This window comes from Klebsiella sp. K4 (assembly GCF_014596785.2).
In the GTDB taxonomy this organism is placed as follows: Bacteria; Pseudomonadota; Gammaproteobacteria; order Enterobacterales; family Enterobacteriaceae; genus Klebsiella; species Klebsiella pneumoniae.
This window is the reverse complement of the sequence record NZ_CP115022.1, coordinates 102,451-125,453: the sequence shown is the minus strand read 5'-3', so window position 1 is coordinate 125,453 and position 23,003 is coordinate 102,451. Positions and strand designations below refer to the sequence as shown.

The window sequence follows — 23,003 nt, the reverse complement described above, 5'->3', positions numbered from 1 at the left end:
CTGTCTCCATTAATCAATTCTGTTGGTCAATGATGCCGGATAGAGAATGACATCGGTGACAGAGCGGACGACTGCAGGTGAAAAATCAGTTTTCGCTGACTGCCTGACCTGATCATCATCCATCAGCCCAAGTGTATGGAAGGCATACAGACCCGGAAGATTCACGCCACTGTACCGCGTATAACCAATACCTCCTGAAGGCCGCATGTTAATTTCCAGCAATAGCGGTTTGCCTTCGGCATTATGGCGAGTCTGTACATTGACCATGCCGTCTGCGTTCATTAGGCGGGCGCAGTTGATGGCAAGTTCAATCGCTTCCCCTTCATTTTCCAGATACTGAAGCACACCTTCTTTACGCCGCCCGATAGCGGCCAGGACCGTGCCTTGACTTACCACCATATCCACAGAGTATTCTGGTCCGGGTAAATAGGGCATCAGTACTTGTGGAGTAAAGCAGTCCATCCGGGCATGAGCAGCCAGAAACTGTGATGGGTGGATAACACGGCTATCAGGATTGTTGAGAAAAGCTACCGGGGAAACATTGTCATCAAAACGCCAGAATCCCATGCCATAAATGCCTGTAACAGGTTTAATGCAGAGGCAATCAGAAGGGAAAGGGGGATGACTCAGCAGAGTACGAAGCTCGTCTACATTTTTTACCCGAACCGACGGGACAACCGGAAGTCCATTTTTTTCCATAAACTCGGAAAAAGTAACTTTTTCATCGGCTAATTCAAACCAGTGAGTCCCCGTTGACCCGGTAGTCAGGTGGACACCAGAACGTTGAATGTTTTCCCGGTGGCTTTCAAACCATTTACAGTTGCGACCAGTATGTATCGCATTAATACCATGAGCGTCAGTAATGGAATGAATAAAAGAAAGACGTTCTTCTTCGTTGTTAGGTTCGATCATTGAAAAATCGGAAACAGACAAGATCTCTTTCCTCTCGTTGCGATGAGAAGAAAAGATTTCAATATCCTGATTTTCCTTTTCCGCAAATGATTTCACTCCAAGGATAATGTCTCGCTGGGAAGATAGCCCTTCCATAAACCAAATTTTCTTTTTCATTTTTTATAATTGTCGCCTGAAAAGGGGATGAGATTTTTGTAATACATGAGTCTAAGAACTGACCTGCGCCATGTCAATCATAATATGATAATCATTCGCTGTTTTTGACTTTCCGGCTAGATCACAAAAACCACTTAATAACAATAACATACATCAAACCACCACCTACCCACCCAATGTAATGAAACGTAAATTCCAGAAACCCACCAGTTTTTACCTTGCGGGTGAACTTTGTCATGATATGATTTAGATGCATTCTGTTTGAAAATGAATTTTATAAAAACCCGGTCAATACCTTTTAAGGAATGAATATGGTTTCTTTAAGTAAAAACCAGACAGTATCACTCAGCAAACAATCCACTGCTCTCAGCCAGCTTCAGTTCGGACTGGGTTGGGATCCTGTTAAGAAAAAGGGATTATTTGGCAGCATTTTTGGTGGCAATGATTCCATAGACCTGGATGCAGGTTGCGTTCTTCTGGATGCCGCAGGTAATAAAATTGACACCATCTGGTTTCGTAAACTGAAATCCAGCTGTGGGTCTGTCGTCCACTCCGGCGATAACCTGACGGGTGAGGGGGATGGAGATGATGAAATCATTCGCGTCGATCTCACAAAATTGCCGGCAAATGTTGAATACCTCGCCTTTACCGTGAACAGCTTTCGTGGGCAGTCCTTCAACGATGTCGATAACGCCTTCTGTCGCGTCGTGGATCAGACCAATAAAGAACTGGCCCGTTATCAGCTGACGGAACAAGGTGCTCATACGGGTATCATCATCGCTTCCCTGCGCCGCAACAACGGAAACTGGGATTTTACCGCCCACGGTAAAGCAAGCGGTGGCCGCACAATCGACGATATGCAGCGCGATATCATCAGTACGGTGGTAAAAGCATGAATCTGACACCGGGGGGCAATGCCCCCGTACCTGCTCAGGAACTCCGCGTTAGAGTCATTGCTGGTGGTCCTGTTGATGCCTCGGCGTTTCGATTATTCGCTGACGGAAAAGTTCGGGGTGACAGCGATATGGTCTTTTACGGGCAACCCCGTAATGAAGATGGTTCCGTTAGTTTCAGTACTGAAGGGACCAATAACTTTTTTACCGTTGATCTGTCTCGCCTCAAGCCCGACGTACAGAAAGTCGCGTTCACAGTAACCTGTGACGGCAGCCATACAGTTTCCTCCCTGAATCATCTGTCCATACAAATTGAAAGTGGCAATACCTCATTGGTCAGTGGTCAGGTAGACCTGAACGGCCGTCAGGAAGCTGCTCTGATCCTCGGTGAAGTCTATCGCCGGAATGGTGACTGGAAATTTCGTTTTATCGCCCAGGGCTTCAATGGCGGACTGAAACCTCTCGCTGAATACTATGGCGTCAACGTCGCGGATGAACCTGTTCCAGTCACTCCGCCACCAGCGCCTCCGGCTCCGCCTAAAGTTAGCCTGAGTAAAGTTTCTCTGACCAAAGAAAAGCCTGCCATCAGCCTTGCCAAAAAAGACAATTTTGGTGAAATCCGCATCAACCTGAACTGGCATCGTGGCTCGGGTTCAGGGGGCTTGCTGGGCGGTATGTTTAGTTCGAACAAAGCGATTGACCTGGATCTTGGCGCATTCGTTGAACTCGCAGATGGCTATAAGTCAGTTGTTCAGGCACTCGGTAATGCTTTTGGTAACTATCATTCTGAGCCATATGTTCAACTTCAGGGTGATGATCGTACCGGCGAGGCTCTGGATGGGGAATGGCTACACATTAATGGCCGCGAATGGAAAGAAATCCGCCAGGTACTGATTTATGCCTTTATCTATCAGGGCGTGCCCAGCTGGGACAAAACCGATGGCGTGGTGACATTACATGTTCCTGAGCAACCACCGATTGAATCGCGTCTGACTGAAGGTGATAACAAACGCACGCTGTGTGCGATTGCCCGTCTGGTCAACGAGAACGGTTCCATTCGTGTGGAACGTATTAACCAGTACTTCAGAGGCCAGGAGGAAATGGACCGCGCTTTTGGCTGGGGGTTTCGCTGGTCCAGAGGTTCCAAATAAACACAATGATGAGGGTATGAGAATGAGTTTTTTCGACAAAGTAAAAGGGGCTTTGACCTCGGGTCGCGAGGAATTGACCCGCCAGGTAGGCCGTTACAAAAACAAGAAATTTATGCAGGGTACCGTCGCGGTATGCGCCCGTATCGCTATTGCCAGTGACGGCGTTAGCTCCGAAGAAAAACAGAAGATGATTGGATTTCTGCGATCCTCAGAAGAGCTGAAAGTCTTCGATACAGCAGAAGTTATCGAGTTTTTTAACAAGCTGGTGACCAGTTTCGACTTTGATCTGGAAATCGGAAAAGGCGAAACGATGAAATATATCCTCGCCCTGAAAGACCAGCCAGAGGCAGCTCAACTGGCTCTTCGTGTCGGTATTGCTGTCGCTAAAAGTGATGGCAACTTCGATGATGATGAGAAGAGTGCTGTCCGTGAAATTGCCCGTTCGCTGGGTTTCGACCCGGCAGAATTTGGCCTCTGATAAACAACGGATAAAGGTACGATATGGTTTCCACTCACATCGGTTTTCCGGCTGAGACAGTGACGGTCTTTGTTGCGCTGTCGGTCGGCGCCATCTTTATTGACCTGTTCATGCACCGACATGACAAGCCAATTTCCCTCAAAAGCGCAGCCTTATGGTCCGTTTTCTGGGTTGTTGTCGCGATGGCATTTGCCGGTTTCCTTTTTGTGCATCACGGAGCCGAGGTTGCCAGCCTGTTTGTCACGGGTTATGCCCTTGAGAAGGTGCTGTCAGTTGATAACCTGTTTGTCATGATGGCGATTTTCTCATGGTTCTCAGTTCCGGACCGTTACCGTCACCGGGTTCTGTACTGGGGGATCATTGGCGCTATCGTCTTCCGGGGGATTTTCGTTGCGATCGGTACCGGTCTGCTTAGCCTTGGCCCTTATGTCGAGCTGATCTTTGCCGTTGTTGTTGCCTGGACTGCGGTCATGATGCTCAAAGGCGGTGGGGATGATGACGAAATTGAGGATTATTCTCAGCACCTTGCTTATCGCCTGGTTAAACGCTTCTTCCCGATTTGGCCGAAACTGTCCGGACATGCATTCCTGCTGACACAAAAAGAAGTGGACGCCGAACTGGCTAAGCCAGAAAACAAAGACGTATCTGTAGGGCGACTGAAAAAGGCAGCGCTTTACGCCACCCCATTGATGTTATGTGTGGCTGTAGTGGAACTCTCTGACGTAATGTTTGCCTTCGACTCTGTCCCGGCAATTATTGCAGTCAGTCGTGAACCTCTGATTGTCTATAGCGCAATGATGTTCGCAATACTGGGCCTGCGTACTCTGTATTTTGTACTGGAAGCCCTGAAACAGTATCTGTCCCAGCTGGAGAAAGCTGTTATCGTCCTGCTGTTCTTCATTGCGTTTAAGCTGGGTCTGAACGCTACCGATCACATCTGGCACCATGGTTACAGCCTGTCTGCGACCACCAGCCTGTATGTCGTACTGGGTGTACTGGCTCTTGGTATTCTGGCCAGTGTCATCTTTCCGGAAAAGCCGGAAGCTGAAAATAAAGAAAGCTGATCTCAGCTGATTAATGATTAACGAAAGAGGATAAATAGATGAGCGTTTCACTATCTAAAGGCGGCAACGTTTCCCTGAGCAAAACCGCGCCAAGCATGAAAAATGTCCTGGTTGGCCTTGGCTGGGATGCACGCTCTACGGACGGTCAGGACTTTGACCTCGATGCTTCCGCATTTCTGCTGGCAGCCAATGGCAAGGTTCGTGGCGATGCAGATTTCATTTTCTATAACAACCTGAAATCTGCTGATGGTTCCGTTACTCATACCGGTGATAACCGTACCGGTGAAGGTGATGGCGACGATGAATCCCTCAAAATCAAACTGGACGCGGTACCAGGGGATGTCGACAAAATTATTTTCGTTGTCACTATCCATGATGCTCAGGCCCGTCGCCAGAGCTTCGGTCAGGTTTCCGGCGCATTTATCCGTCTGGTGAATGATGACAATCAGACTGAAGTTGCTCGCTACGATCTGACAGAAGACGCTTCTACTGAAACAGCCATGCTGTTTGGGGAGCTGTATCGTCACAACGGAGAATGGAAATTCCGTGCGGTTGGCCAGGGTTATGCTGGTGGACTGGCTTCCGTGTGCGCTCAGTACGGCATCAACGCGTCCTGATAAAAAGTAACTTTCTTACCCAAATCATTCGGGGGTGATGCCCCCGATATCTACGACCCGATATCTACGATTAGCAGGAGCAAAAAATGGCTGTTTCTCTCGTTAAAGGCGGTAATGTTTCTCTGACTAAAGAAGCCCCGAGCATGAATGTTGCTCTGGTTGGCCTGGGCTGGGATGCACGCGTTACTGATGGTCAGGCATTTGATCTGGATGCATCAGTATTCCTTGTTGGCGAAAACGGTAAAGTGCTGTCCGATTCGCATTTCGTATTTTATAACAACACCACCAGCCCGGATGGCGCAGTACAGCATCAGGGTGATAACCGTACCGGTGAAGGCGACGGTGACGATGAGCAGGTCAAAATTGATCTGACAAAAGTGGCCGCTGACGTTAAGAAACTCGTATTCGCAGTCACCATTCATGAAGCAGAAAGCCGTAAGCAAAATTTCGGCATGGTCAGTAACAGCTTTATGCGTGTGGTGAACAACGATAATGGCTCCGAGATTGCACGCTTTGACCTGTCAGAAGATGCCTCAACTGAAACCGCAATGATTTTCGGTGAACTGTATCGCCATGGCGCGGAATGGAAGTTTAAGGCTGTAGGACAGGGCTTTGCTGGTGGCCTGGCTGCGCTGGCAACCCAGCACGGCATCAACATCTGATAAACCAGTAAAACCAAACCCCGGCCTGTCCGGGGTTTTTTCTACCCGCTGAGTGATCCCTTTACCCGGCAACAAGGAGCCTAAATGCAATTACAATCAGGACAGAACATTCCGCTTCACACAGATACACTGACTCTCCGGCTTGATTATCCCCCCAGTCCTGGATTTCACGGTACCCCTGAGACTTGCCTGTTTATGCTGAATGCTGAGGGAAAAGTGACAGGCGATGCCGATTTTATCTTTTACAACAATCTCAGTGCTGCCGGTGGCAGTGTGAAACTCAACCCCGGTCACCAGCACGCAGTCGTTCATTTTGCGCTTGACCAGATCCCGGATACGATCCAGAAGATTGCAATCACTATGGTGATAGATGGCAGTGATACGATAAGCGGCCTCGCGCAACTGAAACTTTCTGCTGAAAGTCAGGCCACCTTTTTTGTCGATCTCAATGGCCGCACAGAAAAGGCTGTAATTATGGGGGAAGTTTACCGATACCAGGGCAACTGGAAGCTCAGGGCGCTTGGGCAGGGATTTAATGGCGGGCTTGAGCCACTGGCAGTCAGCTATGGTGTGGACGTGGAACCTGCAGCAGAAGTTGTACCGCAACCAGCCCGGATCAGCCTTGAAAAGAAACTCGAAGGTAAAGCGCCTGCGCTTATCAGCCTGGCTAAGAAAGCCAGTATTTCACTGGCAAAACACAAACTGGATACCGTTGAAGCACGAGTCGCTTTTGTTCTCGATGCCTCAGGCTCTATGACCGGCCAGTTTAAAAAAGGGCATGTACAGGCCGTTCTTGACCGTATAGCTGTCCTGTCTGTCCAGTTCGACGATGACGGCACAATGGATGTATGGGGCTTTGCTGAGCGTCACAAGAAATATCCTGACGTCACACTGGACAATCTTGACGGATACATTGCTGCCATTCAGAACACGGGTAAACGATCGGCCTGGGAAATCCTTCCCGGCCTTGGCGGGACGAACAATGAGCCGCCAGTCATGAATGAGGTTATCGATTATTTCAAGGACAGCACCTTACCCGTTTTTGTCGTGTGCATTACAGATGGCGGGATCAGCAAAACACGAGAAATTAAAGAGGCCATCCGCCGCTCAGCCAACTATCCTGTCTTCTGGAAGTTCGTGGGACTGGGCGGATCAAATTATGGGATTCTGGAGAGGCTGGACACCTTTAGCGACCGTCGCGTAGACAACAGCAACTTTTTTGCGATCGATAATTTTGCCCACATAAAGGACGAAGAGTTGTATGAAAAACTTCTCGAAGAGTTCAAAGACTGGCTTGGACTGGCAAAAAAGGAAGGCATTATCTGACTCATCGCCCCGGTAAGGGGCGATAGGCCTGCTGCCATGACGACACCTTTTAAAGTACGCAGAGCTAAACAGGGCTATACGCAGAGGTGATCGCTGAAACCCAACTTCACCCAGTAATTTAGACCCAGGAACACATCGGCAGGGATGAAAAAAACCCGCTCGGAAAAGCGGGCTGAAAGTAGGTATTCCAATGGTAACAGGTTGAAGCATACCTAATAGTCCGAGCTACCGATTTACCAGGATGCACTCTTTTTTTGGCCAGTTACAGTGGTTAAATGTAGAATATATGTTGCCTTTATGTAAAGAAGAGATTGCAGAACGATAAAGGGCAATTTTTATCTGATGATTAGCTTCGACGGAAGCTTACGACGGAAACCTTGATGGAAGTGACGCCAGTGAGGCTCAGTCGCTGCGGAAAGGAGTTCATAATCACCCCGCGTATCACCCCATGCCCGAAGATGATAGTCAGTCAGAGGTCCATATTCTTTTTCAAGCCGGATAATTTTCTGTGAGCACCTGCAATTATGACCACTGATTCTGCCGGTCAGAATGCCGTCTTTTGTCTCTAATTGTGTACCAATCAGTTTGATCCTAAGTTTTTCGGCAAAGGGTCTGAGTACAATTTCCGGGGACGCAGAACATAAGGTGACGATCGCGCCGGAAGTGACTTCATTCGCCACAGCAATCAAACCTGCCGGGCGCATGAGGCGATGCCAGTAGAGCTGACAGAATTCCTCTGCTTTAGAAGACACCCACTTTTCCTCAACACCAGTAAGAAAAGTTGTAATGAGCGTTTCTTTTAGCTCATCACGCGTCATCTGCTTACCCATGCAGCGTAACGTGGGTAGAGCCATGCTGACGATACGTCGCGAAAACGCCCGATTGCCAAAGGCAAACCGCAGAAAAGGGATAAAGCTATCATGCCGCGTTAACGTACCGTCAAAATCAAAAACAGAGAGCATGCGGGGCTGAATGACGTTCATCGTGATCTTATTCCGTTGGATAGTAGGTTACTTCTGCCAGCCGCTGCACTATACCACCAGGACGCGAATAACAGTAACCGCACGTAAGGTGCCGACATCCTGCTCGTGTCAAAATGAAGGGCAGGGTTCCAGGCACCTCCTGAGAAAAAAGTAACTTTTTCGTGATTGTGTGCTCAGTAAAATCTGATGCGGTAACCCCATACTCTGGATCGGCGGAGGGCAGTATATTACTGTTCCTTCACAAGTAATGAGTTCTGATCTCTGTAAGCATACCTGTCACATTCAGCACGCTGAAACCGTACCCCGGAACTGTCTGGTGTCAGGACAAGTCCACCTTGTGCAGCATGTACGTGGAGAAGCGTATCCCCACCCGACACATTCAGATGTAGTGCAGGCACGCCATGATTGATTTCCAGTAATACACCTAAGCAAAGCTGACCTGTATCGTCCGCCACCTCGATTGAGGTCTGGTTATCCAGATGGTAGGTGGCCGTATAGATTCTGCGATCCGCTTCATGGCAAACCGGTTCACCTTCAGGGATACGCCAGTCCGTCATTCGTTTAATAACAGGAGCACCGACAGATTATTTTTGTGCGTAAGCGTCGTCTCAGCACCGTCTGGCAGATCCTGATATTCCTGAGAGGATAGTGGACACCAAATATGGTGGACGCTATCCATGAAATCATTAACCGCAGTGCGTAAAAAAAGCCCTAATTATCCCGTTGAGTTCAAAATCAAAATGGTTGAACTCTCGCATCGACCAGAGATCTCCGTAGCGCAACTCGCTCGTGAGCATGGGATCAACGATAATTTGCTGTTCAAGTGGCGCCAGTACTGGCGCGAAGGAAAACTACGTCCTCCTTCAACAACAGAAAACAACGTGCCTGAGCTGCTCCCGATAACACTTGATGCCGAAGATGTTGTCCCTGCAACCTCCCCCCGGTCACAACCTGTAGCTGCTGCGGCACCTGAATCACTCAATATCAGCTGTGAAGTGACGTTCCGGCACGGATCACTCCGTCTGAATGGTGCCATCAGCGAAAATATCCTGAACCTGCTGATACGGGAGCTCAAACGTTGATCCCATTACCATCAGGGACAAAGATCTGGCTGGTCGCTGGCATCACCGATATGAGAAACGGCTTCAACGGCCTGGCGGCAAAGGTGCAGACGACGCTGAAAGACGATCCGATGTCAGGTCACGTTTTTATCTTCCGTGGGCGTAATGGCAGTCAGGTAAAGCTCCTCTGGTCTACCGGCGATGGACTGTGTCTGCTGACCAAACGGCTGGAGCGCGGCCGCTTCGCCTGGCCGTCAGCCCGGGATGGCAAAGTGTTCCTCACACCGGCACAGCTGGCGATGCTCCTTGAAGGTATCGACTGGCGGCAGCCTAAAAGACTGCTTACGTCACTGACTATGTTGTAGGCCTCTTTATCCTGGTCGACGCTGAATGAGCCTGGTAATATACCCGGTATGAACAGCTTACTTCCTGACAATATCGATGAACTGAAACGTCTCCTTGCCGAACAGGAGGCGCTGAACCGTGCCCTTCTGGAAAAGCTGAACGAGCGTGAACGCGAAATAGATCACCTGCAGGCGCAACTGGATAAGCTGCGCCGGATGAACTTCGGCAGCCGCTCCGAAAAAGTCTCCCGCCGTATCGCGCAGATGGAAGCCGACCTTAAGCAGTTGCAGAAAGAAAGCGATACCCTTACCGGCCGGGTGGATGACCCGGCCGTGCAGCGCCCGCTGCGGCAGACCCGTACCCGCAAACCGTTCCCTGAATCACTTCCCCGTGACGAAAAACGGCTGCTGCCGGCAGCGTCATGCTGCCCGGAATGTGGTGGTGCGCTGAGTTACCTGGGTGAAGATGCCGCCGAACAGCTGGAGCTGATGCGCAGCGCCTTCCGGGTTATCCGGACAGTACGTGAAAAGCATGCCTGTACTCAGTGCGATGCCATCGTGCAGGCCCCCGCGCCTTCACGGCCCATCGAGCGGGGTATCGCAGGACCGGGGCTGCTGGCCCGCGTGCTGAGTTCAAAGTATGCAGAGCACACCCCGCTGTACCGCCAGTCTGAAATATACGGCCGCCAGGGTGTGGAGCTGAGCCGCTCACTGCTGTCGGGCTGGGTGGATGCGTGTTGCCGGCTACTGTCACCGCTGGAAGGGGCGCTTCAGGACTATGTGCTGACTGACGGTAAGCTCCATGCTGATGACACGCCTGTCCCGGTGCTGTTGCCAGGTAATAAGAAAACGAAGACCGGGCGGTTATGGACCTACGTTCGTGACGACCGTAACGCCGGGTCAGAGCTGGCGCCGGCAGTGTGGTTCGCTTACAGCCCGGACAGAAAAGGTATCCACCCGCAGAGCCATCTCGCTGGCTTCAGCGGTGTTCTGCAGGCGGATGCGTACGCCGGGTTCAACGAACTGTACCGCAATGGACAGATAACGGAAGCTGCCTGCTGGGCTCATGCCCGCCGCAAGATCCACGATGTGCACGTTCGCACCCCGTCAGCGCTGACGGAGGAAGCCCTGAAACGGATCGGTGAGTTATATGCCATCGAGGCGGAAATAAGGGGGATGCCGGCGAAGCGACGCCTTGCAGAACGTCAGCAAAAAGCTAAACCGCGGCTGAAATCCCTGGAAAGCTGGCTGCGTGAAAAGGTGAAAACGCTGTCGCGACACTCAGAACTGGCGAAAGCGTTCACGTACGTACTGAACCAGTGGCCGGCGCTGGCTTACTATACTGACGACGGCTGGGCCGAGGCAGATAACAACATAGCTGAGAATGCGCTACGGATGGTCAGCCTGGGCCGCAAAAACTACCTGTTCTTCGGTTCGGATCATGGAGGAGAGCGGGGAGCGCTGCTGTACAGCCTGATCGGGACATGCAAACTGAACGGAGTGGAGCCAGAAAGCTACCTCCGTTATGTCCTTGACGTCATTGCTGACTGGCCGATAAACCGGGTCAGCGAACTACTCCCCTGGCGCGTAGCACTGCCAACTGAATAACACATCCCCGTCAATACGGTTCTCGCTGCACGCTTACTTTTGTGCGGCCACAATAAGCAGAGATTGCAGGGCAGCTCTGTCAGAGTTTCGGATCGCCCTGTCGAGGATAGTTTCCTGTCCCTCGTCTGCCCAGGCTTCAACATGATAATTTGACCATACGTTACGTTCAGTCGAAGGCAGACGGTCATCGGGTTCAATGTGGAGTGTGGGGGTACACTCTATGTCTGAAAGATAGGGCTTTGCGACATCGCCATCCGTAATGCCGTTGACCCGTCCACCACAGTGATCAGCAATTACCCGCCCTATATCCAGCATGAAGGACTGGTGCGCCTCACGGGAGTCAAGTTCACCCAGCAGTTCAGGTTTAATAAGAAGACCGGTTACGATTTCAGCCAGTTCATTGGGTAATATTTGCTTTGTCATAATGCCTCACAAAATAGACAGATCAGTACAGAAGAGTGGAGGGAGAATGCCCGGACCAAAGAAAATCACATGACGTTCAGGTACGATTTCATCACCCGGAACTCATCAGGAGTGATTGGTTTCATACTGGATTTTTTGATGGCAGAGCCAGAACTAAATTGTATCCCTCCTTCGGCATCTTTTTCCCCACCATCGCGATAGTTAAGCTGAATCTCATCATACCTATGCGCTGCATTAACGCTGTTCGGGCAACGCAATATAAACGATACTGGATATTCAAGCTCACCGACGACCTCTGTAAATTCACAAAAGAAGTAATTCATCTTCTCGGCGAAAGCGGTTCGTTCAGCCTCCAGAAAATTGTGTAGACCTGTCCACCGGATGAAATCCTTGCTCACGACACAGGCAGCGCCTCCAAACCCGTCAGGCCTTTTTAAGTTACTGCATGTAAAAGCAATTTTGAACTCTATCAATTCGTTCCTGTCAAATGCAATAAGTGCCGCCTGAGCAAACAGCGCACCATGTTCAGAATTGAAATCACCGAGATCACTGTTAATAAGAAAACCTTCTGGGCATTTTTCCCCATCAAAATGCCAGTCTAGGTCTTCAGGAATATCTGCAACATTTCTGAATGGATGGTTCAGGACACAGTGACGTACAATAATCTCCATTTCTGACAGGCCGTTTGTGTTATCACATGAAATGAGTTTTTGAATAAAACTATCATCCGGTTCAAACAATTCATTCATTGCCTCAAGTAATATATCAGCTTGAGTAGGATTTGCTTCGATAAGGCAAGCACATTCTGAATAATAGTCAGCCATGATAAACCTCATATCTGTTTAGAAGATTACGATCGATTATGAATAAGACCATCATACTAAACCAAACCGGCTCATCAAGGGGGTATTTCCACCGGAAGCAATAATAATTAAGGTCAGATTCATAAATTCTGGATAATAATAACCACCCCCTTAAATGGTACAAAAAAACCCTTGAAAACAGTGAGAAATATTGGGCTTGCAAAATTTAGTTTTTCTGATTGAAGCTTTGTATTCTATCCAGTTTTATATATAAGAGATAATGGTAGCGCTGAAAAACAGACGTTAAACTCCATAATTGTAATAGTGCTAAGAACATAATCAATCTCGTCCAGCAATTCAGCCAGTGTGTAACACCAAATATAGTCCTTTCTGTATGAAGTTATCCAGAATGATGACCACCATTCCTTAATCAGCAGGTAAATATGATTAGTTGTAAGTCCTTGTCCATGGGTATCGTTTCGCCACTCTTCTAACCAGCGTTTATGTTGACCTGGAACACAGAAAGACAAGTAAAGCCTGGATTTTGCAACGTTAATTTCAAGTTGATATTTCAATAGGTTAGATTCTTTCTTTGTCAGGCGCTCCACCCTTTGATCATGAATCCGGTCACGGTGTTCGCGGCGCTGAAAAACCCTGTTCTGTAACTCCGGGAACATGGAAACTGCCAGAGACCAGGAAAGAGGGAGAATAAAACACTCTCCACGAGATTCAATCAGAATATCGATAGCACGCAGGTATTCAACTTTAGTTGCTTCGCCACGAACAAATGGATCGTAACTCGAATCAACCTTTCTCAAGTCATTCGAGCTAATTTGCGATTTACCTGTAAGTTCTTTAAAAAAGGCTTTGACGTAGGCCAGTTCTCCTGTTTTCCGTCCCAAAGCTCTGCGATTCTCCACAGAAGCAATAGAAGCCATTGCACATCGCTGGAAAGGGTTAATCGGGACAAGCGTGGAAGATATCATTAATTACCATCCTTAGAGAATAGGAAGCACATAAAGACATATTATCAGTAATTATTTCACTTGCTAGTACCTATTTATATAATAGTGCTTATGAATAATATTCAAAAACATTTAATATTTTTCGGAGTCAACTTCAAACATGAGAAAGCAACTTTTAGCACACCCATAAACCGGAAGCATATAAAAACAGTGAGCAAAGGGAGGGTTAAAGCAATTACTAAGCCTTACATGAAAGGCTTAGTAAAGGAAATCAGGGATATTACTTAGTGATACAGCTTTCAACTAGTGAAGCAATGAATTTTCTTTCTGCATAACATCCTTTCATTGATTGCGGATCAAAAACAATATTATCAGCTTCGACATAGCGTAGCCTGTGGTATACAGACAAACGCGCTTCATTCCTTTTATGCTCTTCAAGTACCGGGGTGTAATCATGATCGGTCATTCCTATAACAAAGAAAGCACAAATGACAGATAGTCCAATGATAAAGAAGGGAGCATGTTCCAGGAAAGAAGACATTGTTTTAGATACGTTTACGTCAAAAATATCAACAACAGCATTACTGAATAAGGTAATAATTATAAGTAAAAACATTACACCGATAACACAGGAAATCCGGAGGACCATTTTTGTGTTGTCAGGCTCAGCAGTAACTTCATCAGGTGGTGCAAAGACAGTAGAACGAGTCGTCTTCTGCATTTCCGAACCGGCATAACCTCCGCCTCCCAGAATAACAGAGTCTCCCGAAATGCCGCCCCCCAGTACTGAACCTGATCGTTCAGTAGTTGAAGTTTCCTTCAGATAAAGGGAGTGCAAAGGGATCCCGTCAGTTGGTGAATAATGAACTTTCATGATAGTCATAGTAAGGCTCCTGATTATTGATACTTTTATAGTACTGTGAGCCTGAGGACAATTTTTCCTTTAAAAGGGTGAAATCGCTATTTAACAATTTTTTTTACCGGGCACGAAAGGATAAAAACCGTAGTTGTCCTGCAAAAGCATCCAATTATGGAAAAACTATGAATGCAACATGTTGACGAGAAAATCTGATGGAAAAAGTTTACCTGTCTGGTATTGTCAGTAAAACCGGCAAAGGATTCAACTAACCAGGGGTGGTTTGTTGAATACGGAGCAGTAGCAGCCCCTTTGCCGGTTTGTCATCCTTTCATGCCTGCATCACTTTCCTTCCTGCTACCTGAAGACATCCACATACGATCTGCAATAAAGAAGCCCACATTTCGTTATGGGAGTGAACTACTTTTTTCACGAAAAGGGTCTCTCTGGGCGCACAATACGTGACACCGTCACTTTTAGATGTAAGTGATTTAATATCATTGGATATAGTCACAATGGTAAATGTCAATAGCGATAAAATAACAGAAATTGATTATAAAATTGATGCCTTTTAAATAAAACAAAGTTTCAATATATCGATATAAAAACCAACAAAAAGCATGAATTCAGGAATAACCAGAAGTGTGCTCATTTTTCCACCGGGCCAAGAGATGAATAACATCCTATTTACAGTTAGAATAATTACAGTTATTCCATGTGTTAATTTAATGTTATCACCCGAAGTGGGGGTAACCAGCTTCTAAATCAGTCAAAAAGTTACTTTTCTAGTGGTTTTTGTTCAGGTTGCGCTACGCGAAATCTGAAGAAAAACGGAGGGGTGAGTACGTCAGATTTCACGTAGCGCACGGCGACGAAAAGAAAATTTCGTATGATTTCTGGCCGGTTAATTGATCAAAATTGAAATCGCAGGATGAAGTACAACAGGGCTGAAGCCTTTTATGCCAGAAAAGTGCTGATAGTTATAATAGGGCCGAAGCCCTTACTGAAGCATTTTGGCGTTAACTGCAGCCCTTATCGGGCAAATGGGGTAGGGGGCCAGCCGGGGCAACCCATGATGCCCAACCATCCTTTCCATATCGTTCATTATAGTAACTTTCTTTGATCGCCTTACGCGCCAAATATGAAGCAGTATCCATACCAAATACCTCAATAGGAAATAGTTCATGCCCCCCAATATCCGTCAGACAAAAATCTGGGAAAACATCATTATTAGAAGCATCGTATCTCAGGGGTTTGATAAATGACCGCTCATGCTTATGAAGATAATTTAGCATGGTCAGCTCATAACTCGAGTCTGCCGGGATCCAGTTTTCATCAACATTCATCAATGCTATCTGAAGTGGTTTAAGATAGTATGTATCTTTCCCCTTAAATTTACCCAGATCACCTATAGCCATACAGATTACGTTACCTCCTGAACGCCAGTTTGCTATTTCAGAGCTGAATCTCTTCTCCAGTGATGCCCAATTCTCAGTATTCATCAGCACAACTGGAACACCTGAAAAAAACTTTATCGGAAGTCGTTTTGATGCATTCGAGTGTCTTTCAGGGTTATATTTAGATAGTACATTGAGGCAAATCAGACGCTCTTTATTCATCAGCGCCTCTGATGTCATTTTTATGTTTTTTGTCTCTTGAGGTGTCGAAGGATATGCACCTGCAAGTAAATGCATGGACAGCGGATGTGATGCGACTTTAATTTTTTCCGCAGAGTGGGTTATAAGGTTGAACACCTTGCCAGGATTACGTTTCCCGGCCATTTTCGGGTACCAACGATTCAGACCGCTGTCATCCCACAGGAACTGGAGAAGACCCAGCAATGACATGCTATTCTGAGAAACACCACCTGATTTATTCCTGTTATCTATCGGTACGATCGAGGTCGACTCCGAGTCAGATGAGGCTAATGCCACGTCTAACCTAATTCCGTAGCCTCCATCTTTAAGGTCTTTGACGACACCTTGTGTATAGCATTTTAGACCTGAATTGTCTTTATCAAGTGTAAAGAAAATACAGTCAGGTGAATGTTGACTACCTGTATTCGGGTACCGCGCCAGGAAATAAGTATCACCGCCTGAGTGATATTTTACGGCAAGTGATTTTTGTCCTTTTCCTTTACAGGCACAGCTTACCTTCGCTTCTACCGAAGCATGCGCCCGGGACAAAACGGCGTACCAACTCTTTTTAAATTCTTCTTTTGTCTGGAAGTCTCTTGAATACCTTTTACTGTCACCCCCATAAGATACAATCACATCATTAACAGTAGACATAAGCCCCCCTTAATTGATCTGAGCCGAGATGCGTTTTCATTCACCTCAGGTAATAATTTTCATATACATTGACACAATAGCATGTTGTTAATAAAGTAACCTATACTTTGAAAGTAACTTTTCAAAATCGTTGTGATTTCCCCCTCAAATCACATTTAATGATTATCATCCAGAGACAACCAATGATAAACATCCGGTCAACTAGATTAGCCATTTTTCCACTGGCTGTTATCCTTTTATATTCCCCACTAACTTCTATTGCCAAAACTTTCTCGGCGAAAGTAGTGCGAGTTATTGATGGTGATACAGTCCAGGCTTATGACGGTGCAACAAATACAAGAATACGGCTCTATGGGATTGATGCTCCTGAAAGTAAGCAAGCCTTCGGGCAGAAAGCAAAGCAAACAATGATTCAGTTAGTAGCAAACCAGGTTGTTAATATTCAGGACCATGGGCAGGACGTCTATGGTCGCTTGCTTGGCACAATCTATCTTAACAACAAGGATGTTAACGCCATCATGGTCGCAAACGGCATGGCCTGGGCATATCGGTATCAGGGGAGGTTAATTGTTCCTGAATATGGACCTCTTGAACAAAAGGCTCGAAATGAAGGGAAAGGTCTATGGTCTGATCCGCACTCTATTGAACCACGTCAATGGCGAAAAGCGAATAATTAAGTAAGGAATCACACTTCCACTTTCACAATATCGAGCATTCTACTCCTAAAAAGTAACTTTTTAACGTGCGCTATTATTTATAAACAACACTGTAAAAATGGGGGATTTATGGTCCAGATTCTTAATACAACAGGTTTAAACTATCATGTAGAGCAAACCATCGCTAATGCCGAAGAGCGCATTATTTTGATAAGCCCTTATCTGAAACTTAGCGCAAGAATTAAGGAGCTCATTGAAGACAAAAACCGTATGAAGGTTGATATTCGTATCATCTACGGTAAATCTGAACTTAACCCTAAAGACCATGAATGGCTTGTCAGTTTACCTTATGTTCGTTTGAGTTTTTGCCAGAACCTTCATGCTAAGTTTTATGCTAATGAAAATCAAAGCCTGATATGCAGCCTAAATCTATATGATTTTAGTCAAATCAACAATCATGAACTTGGGGTGTTAATTGTAAAGGATGATGACCGTGACGCTTTCAACGCTTCTATCACAGAGGCCCAGCGGTTAATCAGGATCAGTACAGAAAATATTCCATCACCAATATCATTACAATCGGGTAGATCTGAGTTGCAAAAAACTCATGAGCAGAAGAGTGAACATACAAGAACATCTCAAAAAAATGATGAAAAACATAGTATGTTAACAGATCCTATCTCAACCGAGTCAGATGAGAGAACAAGTAAAGAGGGGGATACAAACCCAGAACCCGCAAATAAACTAACCTCAACTAATTTAGCTAAACAACATAAAATGGGTTTATCTGAAATGTATGCGGAATTGATGAATTCAGGATACCTCATAGAGAAAGACGGAAAATATGAGTTAACGCCTTTAGGTATTTCCATCGGAGGCGAGAGTAAACCCAATCGTTATAAAAAAGGTGAGTTTTATTTTTTATGGCCTTCTGATATTTCTCTTTAACAGAGTTAACTTTTAAATTGCAGGGTGGTTTTTTTAATCACCCCTTTAACATTTATATGCAGCCTGAAATTTCTTAAGCAGTATCCTTTTGCAATCAAAAAATGTATTCAAATAGCATTGATTGTTTGCTTGATGACCTTTACAATTACAACATCTTATTCACTTCATACAACGATAGAATCATAACCGGATAAAAATTTCCCGAGATGATTTTTTTCAAGATGGTGAATTTACCAACAGGGCAGTATCAAGACCAAGGAACATACATTCAGCATGAGATAGACTCATTTTTAAGACTTTTCTCGATTGAGAGAATTGAACTTCCTAAACCACTTGCTGAATTTCTTTAATTAATTTAATGTTCTTATGTAATTGCATAACAATGTGCATAAAGAGGTAACTATGAGCGAGACATTACAGGTTCTCAATAACATCCGTACACTTCGCGCTCAGGCACGTGAGCTACCATTAGAAGTGCTTGAAGAAGTATTAGAAAAGTTCACTATTGTCGTCGCTGAACGCAGTGAAGAAGAAAAGGCGGCCGAAGCGGCTAACCGTGAGCGTTTAGAAAAACTCTCTCATTACCGGGAAATGATGATCGCTGATGGTATAAATCCGAGCGAACTTATGGACGCGGCCGTCAACATTAAAGTACGCAAAATGATCCTACCCGCGAATAGTGGACACGCGACTAAGTGAGTAAACTCCCAGACAGAGGTATCTCACATGACTAAATCAGCAACCGTAAGTAAGAAACCACGTAAACAGCATTCGCCTGAATTCCGCAGCGAAGCCCTGAAGCTTGCGGAGCGCATCGGCGTTGCCGCTGCCGCCCGGGAACTCAGCCTTTACGAGTCTCAGCTATATACCTGGCGCAGCAAATTACAGCAGCAGAAAACGTCTTCCGAACGGGAAAATGAGCTGGCCGCTGAAAATGCCCGCCTGAAGCGCCAGCTGGCAGAGCGTGACGAGGAGCTGGCTATCCTCCAAAAGGCCGCGACATACTTCGCAAAGCGCCTGAAATGAAGTATGTCTTCATCGAAAAACATCAGGCTGAGTTCAGCATTAAAGCCATGTGTCGGGTGCTGCGCGTGGCCCGCAGCGGCTGGTATGCCTGGCGTATCCGTCGCCTGCAGCTAAGCCCGCGTCAACAATTTCGCCGGCAATGTGACAAAGCGGTCAGTCAGGCCTTTCATCAGGCGAAACAGCGCTACGGCGCACCGCGCATTACTGATGAGCTGCGCGAACAGGGGGTGAAATACAACATCAAAACGGTAGCGGCCAGCCTGAAGCGGCAGGGGCTAAGGGCCAAAGCCGCGCGTAAGTTCAGTCCGGTGAGTTATAAGCCCCATAATCTGCCGGTATTCGATAATCTGCTGAATCAGGATTTCACCGCCAGCGCACCGAATCAGAAGTGGGTGCAGGACATCACCTACATTCGCACCGATGAGGGCTGGCTGTATCTTGCCGTGGTGATTGACCTGTGGTCCCGCGCGGTTATTGGCTGGTCGATGTCATCCCGAATGACGGCCCGGCTGGTATGCGATGCCCTGCAAATGGCGCTGTGGCGGCGTAAGCGGCCAAAAGGGGTTATAGCCCACAGCGACCGGGGTGGTCAGTACTGCTCAGCAGATTATCAGGCCCTGTTGAAGCAGCACGACCTTCGGGGCAGCATGAGTGCAAAAGGCTGCTGCTATGACAATGCCTGCGCGGAAAGCTTTTTCCACACGCTGAAGGTAGAGTGCATCCACGGTGAGCGTCTAATCAGTCGCGATGATATGCGTACGATGGTATTTAATTACATTGAGTGCGATTACAATCGCTGGCGTCGTCACAGTGCCTGTGGCGGCCTCAGCCCGGAACAATTTGAAAATCAGAATCTCGCTTAGGCGCGTGTCCATATTACGAGGAGAGGATCAAAAAACGTGAACCACGTCCTGCGAAATATGCTTACGTAGACGATGCCGGTGAGCAAAAAACCTGGACAGGTCAGGGACGTACTCCGGCACCAATTAAAGCTCAGCTGGATGCAGGAAAAACTCTCGAAGATTTCCTGATCTAAAACAAAATTTCTTTATTTTATTAACCACCTTACCAAGGTGGTTTTTTTTATCATCTTCATGCATTATCGTGGTTGGTCCGGCCGCAGAGAGATTACTATGTTAAACGATCATATTGAGACAGTTATGGATTTGTTTAACGGATCCAGACATCTAATCATTGCTGGAATTGTTCTAATTTATCTGGTGTTGATATGCCGTATAGTCAGTCATTATGAGGTTTATGCGGTAATGAACCGTAGACAGACATCATCCAGAGCTGGTAAGTATGAAGATGAGGACTCGGATTTAGCTAACCTTCTCATAAGCAAGAGTAAGGTTTCTCTGTGTTTAGACGTCATTACATTAGTATTGAGGCTTTGTTGAATAAATCAGATTTCGGGTAAGTCTCCCCCGTAGCGGGTTGTGTTTTCAGGGGCTTTGTTGAATAAATAAGATTTCGTGCGAACGACCCTGTAGCTGGCTGGATTTTCAGGCAATACGCACGCTTTCTGGCATCCCGGCCTTTGTCATCCTGTTCAACGCTCGCACCATGGCCATAGCTTCCGCTACCTGACCATCGTAGTCACGCAGCGTCAGTGAATCTCCCAACAACTGCTTCATTCTGTACATTGCCGTTTCCGCTATCGAGCGACGGTTATATTCCGTTGTCCATTTCCACCGTGCATTGCTTCCGCTCAGCCGCTGATTAGCAACGGCACGGTTGCGGTCTGCGTACTCACCGGGCCAGTAACCTGCTCCTTTTCGGGGAGGAATAAGCGCGCTGATTTTTTTGCGGCGCAGTTCATCGTGACAGAGCCGGGTATCGTAAGCCCCGTCTGCCGCGGCTGCCCTGATTTTTCTGTGAGTCTGCCGGATAAGGCCCGGGAAGGCTTCTGAGTCCGTGACGTTATTCAGCGACAGGTCTGCACAGACAACTTCATGTGTGTTGCTGTCAACAGCAAGATGCAACTTTCGCCAGATACGACGGCGCTCTTTGCCGTGCTTTCTGACTTTCCATTCGCCTTCACCAAAGACCTTCAGCCCGGTGGAATCAATCACCAGGTGTGCGATTTCACCCCGGGTGGACGTTTTGAAACTGACATTAACCGACTTTGCCCGCTTACTGACACTGGTGTAATCCGGGCAGCGCAACGGAACGTTCATCAGGGCAAAAATGGAATCAATAAAACCCTGCGCAGCCCGCAGGGTCAGCCGGAATACGCGTTTAATCACCAGAACGGTGGTGATGGCGAGATCAGAATAGCGCTGGGGCCTTCCTCGTGATGAAGGCGTTGCCGACTCATACCAGGCCTGAATCGCCTCATCATCCAGCCAGAAAGTGAGGGAGCCACGGTTGATGAGAGCTTTGTTGTAGGTGGACCAGTTGGTGATTCTGAACTTTTGCTTTGCCACGGAATGGTCTGTGTTGTCGGGAGGATGCGTGATCTGATCCTTCAACTCAGCAAAAGTTCGATTTATTCAACAAAGCCATGGCATTGATGAAAGTAGTAGAAAAAACTTGGAATCTTTGAAGATGTGTCCCTACCTCAGGGGGCTGGAAATATAGGGGCAAATCCAATGACGGGAAGAGGCATTAACACAGTACGTATCGGCGATGAAGTGAAGCACATCACCGAGCTCGATGCACTAACACTCATGCATGAATGGTCAAAACTTACAAAAGAAAATGCAGACCTGTATGACTATAACCGTCAGGTTAATCGGGGGTGGCGCGGCTTTATTCTTCGCCTGATGGGTATCCATTTGCCTGAAAAAAACCGTGTTTGTCTTTATGGCATTAATGCCAGAAAAGAATCCATCTATCCCGACTGAAGCCGTGCCGGCAGTGATAGTGAGCAGGCCATTGCAGAAGAATAGCCATAACTTGACATTAAGTGTATGATATTTAAGATAAAACTAATTATCGACACTTTGAGATGTGTAGCATTTGCTATACGTTCGTGTTGTGTTATTCTTGTATACCAATTGCTATACAGGAGAGGTGTGTATGAAATCAGATGTTCAACTCAACCTAAGAGCTAAAGAGTCCCAGAGAGCACTCATCGATGCCGCTGCAGAGATCCTTCATAAATCGCGAACCGACTTTATCCTGGAGATGGCCTGCAAGGCTGCGGAGAATGTGATCCTTGATCGCCGTGTTTTCAATTTTAACGACGAACAGTATGCAGAGTTCATCGATATGCTCGATGCACCAGTCGAGGATGATTCCGCCATTAATAAACTACTGGCAAGGAAACCTCAGTGGGACGTATAACCGCGCCCGAGCCGTTATCCAGCGCTCATCAGCTGGCTGAGTTCGTCAGTGGAGAGACAGTCCTCGATGAATGGCTAAAACAGAGAGGTTTAAAAAATCAAGCTCTTGGCGCTGCCCGAACGTTCGTTGTTTGCAAGAAGGGTACGAAGAAAGTAGCTGGTTTTTACTCTTTGGCCACCGGTAGCGTTAACCATACGGAAGCTACAGGCAGTCTTCGGCGTAACATGCCAGATCCTATACCGGTGATTATACTCGCTCGCCTGGCGGTAGATGTCTCATTGCACGGAAAAGGGGTTGGTGCCGATTTACTCCACGATGCAGTTCTACGGTGTTATCGCGTAGCTGAGAACATTGGCGTTCGTGCGATAATGGTTCATGCGCTTACTGAAGAAGCCAAAGGTTTCTATGCTCACCATGGATTTAAGGCATCACAAACTCATGAGAGGACTCTGTTTCTAAAGCTTCCATGACTGGTTGCTGGAGTGGGAA

24 protein-coding genes and 2 pseudogenes are annotated in these 23,003 nt (G+C 47.0%); 18 read left to right on the top strand and 8 right to left on the bottom strand.

What is annotated here, in order from left to right:
• Positions 1 to 9 precede the first annotated feature (9 nt).
• A complete protein-coding gene (locus tag IB144_RS26790; protein ID WP_016947105.1) occupies positions 10 to 1,068 on the bottom strand; it encodes an ATP-grasp domain-containing protein in 1,059 nt (352 codons plus the stop codon).
• Between the two features lie 311 nt (positions 1,069 to 1,379).
• Here IB144_RS26790 and IB144_RS26785 point away from each other — a divergent pair, with 311 nt between their 5' ends.
• From IB144_RS26785 to IB144_RS26755, 7 genes are all read left to right on the top strand, one after another.
• Positions 1,380 to 1,964, top strand: coding sequence for a TerD family protein (locus tag IB144_RS26785; RefSeq protein ID WP_004026602.1), 585 nt, complete (start codon positions 1,380 to 1,382; stop codon positions 1,962 to 1,964).
• Positions 1,961 to 3,112, top strand: a complete 1,152-nt coding sequence (terA, locus tag IB144_RS26780; RefSeq protein WP_023288284.1) for a tellurium resistance system protein TerA — start codon at positions 1,961 to 1,963, stop codon at positions 3,110 to 3,112. The genes IB144_RS26785 and terA overlap by 4 nt, the downstream gene beginning before the upstream one ends.
• Before the next feature lie 22 nt (positions 3,113 to 3,134).
• The gene (terB, locus tag IB144_RS26775) at positions 3,135 to 3,590 is read left to right on the top strand and encodes a tellurium resistance membrane protein TerB (protein WP_149359035.1); all 456 of its coding nucleotides are present in this window, start codon (positions 3,135 to 3,137) and stop codon (positions 3,588 to 3,590) included.
• 23 nt (positions 3,591 to 3,613) lie between these two features.
• A complete protein-coding gene (gene terC, locus IB144_RS26770) occupies positions 3,614 to 4,654 on the top strand; it encodes a tellurium resistance membrane protein TerC (protein ID WP_004026607.1) in 1,041 nt (346 codons plus the stop codon).
• Between the two features lie 38 nt (positions 4,655 to 4,692).
• Positions 4,693 to 5,271 carry a tellurium resistance membrane protein TerD gene (terD, locus tag IB144_RS26765; protein ID WP_004026609.1) on the top strand — a complete coding sequence of 193 codons (579 nt, stop codon included), beginning with the start codon at positions 4,693 to 4,695 and terminating at the stop codon, positions 5,269 to 5,271.
• Positions 5,272 to 5,357: 86 nt separating this feature from the next.
• Complete coding sequence (terE, locus tag IB144_RS26760; RefSeq protein WP_004196906.1) at positions 5,358 to 5,933, top strand: tellurium resistance cAMP binding protein TerE; 576 nt, start codon at positions 5,358 to 5,360, stop codon at positions 5,931 to 5,933.
• A gap of 84 nt (positions 5,934 to 6,017) precedes the next feature.
• On the top strand, positions 6,018 to 7,259 hold the full coding sequence (locus IB144_RS26755) for a VWA domain-containing protein (RefSeq protein WP_149359036.1): 1,242 nt from the start codon (positions 6,018 to 6,020) through the stop codon (positions 7,257 to 7,259).
• A gap of 335 nt (positions 7,260 to 7,594) precedes the next feature.
• On the opposite strand, the gene IB144_RS26750 is transcribed toward IB144_RS26755, so the two are convergent.
• A complete protein-coding gene (locus IB144_RS26750) occupies positions 7,595 to 8,242 on the bottom strand; it encodes an HAD family hydrolase (RefSeq protein WP_001100942.1) in 648 nt (215 codons plus the stop codon).
• Between the two features lie 677 nt (positions 8,243 to 8,919).
• Between IB144_RS26750 and IB144_RS26745 the strand changes: the two genes are divergently transcribed.
• The 3 genes from IB144_RS26745 to IB144_RS26735 are packed head-to-tail and all read left to right on the top strand — an operon-like array spanning position 8,920 to position 11,255.
• A complete protein-coding gene (locus IB144_RS26745; RefSeq protein WP_003031976.1) occupies positions 8,920 to 9,324 on the top strand; it encodes a transposase in 405 nt (134 codons plus the stop codon).
• Complete coding sequence (gene tnpB / locus IB144_RS26740; protein WP_000612626.1) at positions 9,321 to 9,668, top strand: IS66 family insertion sequence element accessory protein TnpB; 348 nt, start codon at positions 9,321 to 9,323, stop codon at positions 9,666 to 9,668. Before IB144_RS26745 ends, tnpB begins: the two co-directional genes overlap by 4 nt.
• Before the next feature lie 48 nt (positions 9,669 to 9,716).
• Positions 9,717 to 11,255, top strand: a complete 1,539-nt coding sequence (locus tag IB144_RS26735; protein ID WP_104897368.1) for an IS66-like element ISKpn24 family transposase — start codon at positions 9,717 to 9,719, stop codon at positions 11,253 to 11,255.
• A 33-nt stretch (positions 11,256 to 11,288) separates the two neighbouring features.
• Here the strand turns inward: IB144_RS26735 and IB144_RS26730 are convergent, their stop codons facing one another.
• From IB144_RS26730 to IB144_RS26710, 5 genes are all read right to left on the bottom strand, one after another.
• On the bottom strand, positions 11,289 to 11,678 hold the full coding sequence (locus tag IB144_RS26730) for a hypothetical protein (protein ID WP_016947103.1): 390 nt from the start codon (positions 11,676 to 11,678) through the stop codon (positions 11,289 to 11,291).
• Between the two features lie 65 nt (positions 11,679 to 11,743).
• Positions 11,744 to 12,502, bottom strand: a complete 759-nt coding sequence (locus tag IB144_RS26725; RefSeq protein ID WP_016947102.1) for a hypothetical protein — start codon at positions 12,500 to 12,502, stop codon at positions 11,744 to 11,746.
• A gap of 233 nt (positions 12,503 to 12,735) precedes the next feature.
• On the bottom strand, positions 12,736 to 13,467 hold the full coding sequence (locus IB144_RS26720) for a plasmid SOS inhibition protein A (RefSeq protein ID WP_025368661.1): 732 nt from the start codon (positions 13,465 to 13,467) through the stop codon (positions 12,736 to 12,738).
• A gap of 259 nt (positions 13,468 to 13,726) precedes the next feature.
• Positions 13,727 to 14,329, bottom strand: a complete 603-nt coding sequence (locus tag IB144_RS26715) for a hypothetical protein (protein WP_004181720.1) — start codon at positions 14,327 to 14,329, stop codon at positions 13,727 to 13,729.
• Between the two features lie 992 nt (positions 14,330 to 15,321).
• Positions 15,322 to 16,593, bottom strand: a complete 1,272-nt coding sequence (locus IB144_RS26710; RefSeq protein WP_004181719.1) for a DUF1173 family protein — start codon at positions 16,591 to 16,593, stop codon at positions 15,322 to 15,324.
• Between the two features lie 182 nt (positions 16,594 to 16,775).
• Between IB144_RS26710 and IB144_RS26705 the strand changes: the two genes are divergently transcribed.
• The 5 genes and pseudogenes from IB144_RS26705 to IB144_RS26685 form a co-directional block, all read left to right on the top strand.
• On the top strand, positions 16,776 to 17,270 hold the full coding sequence (locus tag IB144_RS26705) for a thermonuclease family protein (RefSeq protein ID WP_038992354.1): 495 nt from the start codon (positions 16,776 to 16,778) through the stop codon (positions 17,268 to 17,270).
• A 108-nt stretch (positions 17,271 to 17,378) separates the two neighbouring features.
• Positions 17,379 to 18,197: a phospholipase D family protein gene (locus tag IB144_RS26700; protein WP_004181718.1), complete on the top strand. Its 819-nt coding sequence runs from the start codon at positions 17,379 to 17,381 to the stop codon at positions 18,195 to 18,197.
• Positions 18,198 to 18,599: 402 nt separating this feature from the next.
• Positions 18,600 to 18,833 (top strand): annotated as a pseudogene (locus IB144_RS26695) (DNA-binding protein H-NS-like protein); the annotation flags it as partial.
• 90 nt (positions 18,834 to 18,923) lie between these two features.
• Positions 18,924 to 20,086, top strand: a protein-coding gene (locus tag IB144_RS26690; protein WP_087759146.1) for an IS3 family transposase whose coding sequence is annotated in 2 segments (ribosomal slippage) — positions 18,924 to 19,185 and positions 19,185 to 20,086 — 1,164 coding nt in all. Because the reading frame shifts where the segments join, the coding sequence is not laid out codon by codon here.
• A 32-nt stretch (positions 20,087 to 20,118) separates the two neighbouring features.
• Positions 20,119 to 20,259, top strand: a pseudogene (locus IB144_RS26685) (H-NS family nucleoid-associated regulatory protein); the annotation flags it as partial.
• 469 nt (positions 20,260 to 20,728) lie between these two features.
• Here the strand turns inward: IB144_RS26685 and IB144_RS26680 are convergent.
• Entirely contained in the window at positions 20,729 to 21,697 is a 969-nt protein-coding gene (locus tag IB144_RS26680; RefSeq protein ID WP_000654811.1) for an IS5 family transposase, read from the bottom strand.
• A 120-nt stretch (positions 21,698 to 21,817) separates the two neighbouring features.
• Between IB144_RS26680 and IB144_RS26675 the strand changes: the two genes are divergently transcribed.
• The 3 genes from IB144_RS26675 (at position 21,818) to IB144_RS26665 (ending at position 22,984) form a co-directional block, all read left to right on the top strand.
• Positions 21,818 to 22,072, top strand: coding sequence for a hypothetical protein (locus IB144_RS26675; RefSeq protein ID WP_044246670.1), 255 nt, complete (start codon positions 21,818 to 21,820; stop codon positions 22,070 to 22,072).
• A 175-nt stretch (positions 22,073 to 22,247) separates the two neighbouring features.
• Entirely contained in the window at positions 22,248 to 22,514 is a 267-nt protein-coding gene (locus IB144_RS26670) for a DUF1778 domain-containing protein (protein ID WP_032415032.1), read from the top strand.
• Positions 22,502 to 22,984, top strand: a complete 483-nt coding sequence (locus IB144_RS26665; protein WP_004098919.1) for a GNAT family N-acetyltransferase — start codon at positions 22,502 to 22,504, stop codon at positions 22,982 to 22,984. Before IB144_RS26670 ends, IB144_RS26665 begins: the two co-directional genes overlap by 13 nt.
• Positions 22,985 to 23,003: the final 19 nt, after the last annotated feature.

Excerpts from the sequence above, each read along its gene's own strand:
- IB144_RS26790 (WP_016947105.1), bottom strand. The coding sequence starts at position 1,068 with ATGAAAAAGAAAATTTGGTTTATGGAAGGGCTATCTTCCCAGCGAGAC.
- IB144_RS26785 (WP_004026602.1), top strand. The coding sequence starts at position 1,380 with ATGGTTTCTTTAAGTAAAAACCAGACAGTATCACTCAGCAAACAATCC.
- terA (WP_023288284.1), top strand. The coding sequence starts at position 1,961 with ATGAATCTGACACCGGGGGGCAATGCCCCCGTACCTGCTCAGGAACTC.
- terB (WP_149359035.1), top strand. The coding sequence starts at position 3,135 with ATGAGTTTTTTCGACAAAGTAAAAGGGGCTTTGACCTCGGGTCGCGAG.
- terC (WP_004026607.1), top strand. The coding sequence starts at position 3,614 with ATGGTTTCCACTCACATCGGTTTTCCGGCTGAGACAGTGACGGTCTTT.
- terD (WP_004026609.1), top strand. The coding sequence starts at position 4,693 with ATGAGCGTTTCACTATCTAAAGGCGGCAACGTTTCCCTGAGCAAAACC.
- terE (WP_004196906.1), top strand. The coding sequence starts at position 5,358 with ATGGCTGTTTCTCTCGTTAAAGGCGGTAATGTTTCTCTGACTAAAGAA.
- IB144_RS26755 (WP_149359036.1), top strand. The coding sequence starts at position 6,018 with ATGCAATTACAATCAGGACAGAACATTCCGCTTCACACAGATACACTG.
- IB144_RS26750 (WP_001100942.1), bottom strand. The coding sequence starts at position 8,242 with ATGAACGTCATTCAGCCCCGCATGCTCTCTGTTTTTGATTTTGACGGT.
- IB144_RS26745 (WP_003031976.1), top strand. The coding sequence starts at position 8,920 with ATGAAATCATTAACCGCAGTGCGTAAAAAAAGCCCTAATTATCCCGTT.
- IB144_RS26735 (WP_104897368.1), top strand. The coding sequence starts at position 9,717 with ATGAACAGCTTACTTCCTGACAATATCGATGAACTGAAACGTCTCCTT.
- IB144_RS26730 (WP_016947103.1), bottom strand. The coding sequence starts at position 11,678 with ATGACAAAGCAAATATTACCCAATGAACTGGCTGAAATCGTAACCGGT.
- IB144_RS26725 (WP_016947102.1), bottom strand. The coding sequence starts at position 12,502 with ATGGCTGACTATTATTCAGAATGTGCTTGCCTTATCGAAGCAAATCCT.
- IB144_RS26720 (WP_025368661.1), bottom strand. The coding sequence starts at position 13,467 with ATGATATCTTCCACGCTTGTCCCGATTAACCCTTTCCAGCGATGTGCA.
- IB144_RS26715 (WP_004181720.1), bottom strand. The coding sequence starts at position 14,329 with ATGACTATCATGAAAGTTCATTATTCACCAACTGACGGGATCCCTTTG.
- IB144_RS26710 (WP_004181719.1), bottom strand. The coding sequence starts at position 16,593 with ATGTCTACTGTTAATGATGTGATTGTATCTTATGGGGGTGACAGTAAA.
- IB144_RS26705 (WP_038992354.1), top strand. The coding sequence starts at position 16,776 with ATGATAAACATCCGGTCAACTAGATTAGCCATTTTTCCACTGGCTGTT.
- IB144_RS26700 (WP_004181718.1), top strand. The coding sequence starts at position 17,379 with ATGGTCCAGATTCTTAATACAACAGGTTTAAACTATCATGTAGAGCAA.
- IB144_RS26675 (WP_044246670.1), top strand. The coding sequence starts at position 21,818 with ATGACGGGAAGAGGCATTAACACAGTACGTATCGGCGATGAAGTGAAG.
- IB144_RS26670 (WP_032415032.1), top strand. The coding sequence starts at position 22,248 with ATGAAATCAGATGTTCAACTCAACCTAAGAGCTAAAGAGTCCCAGAGA.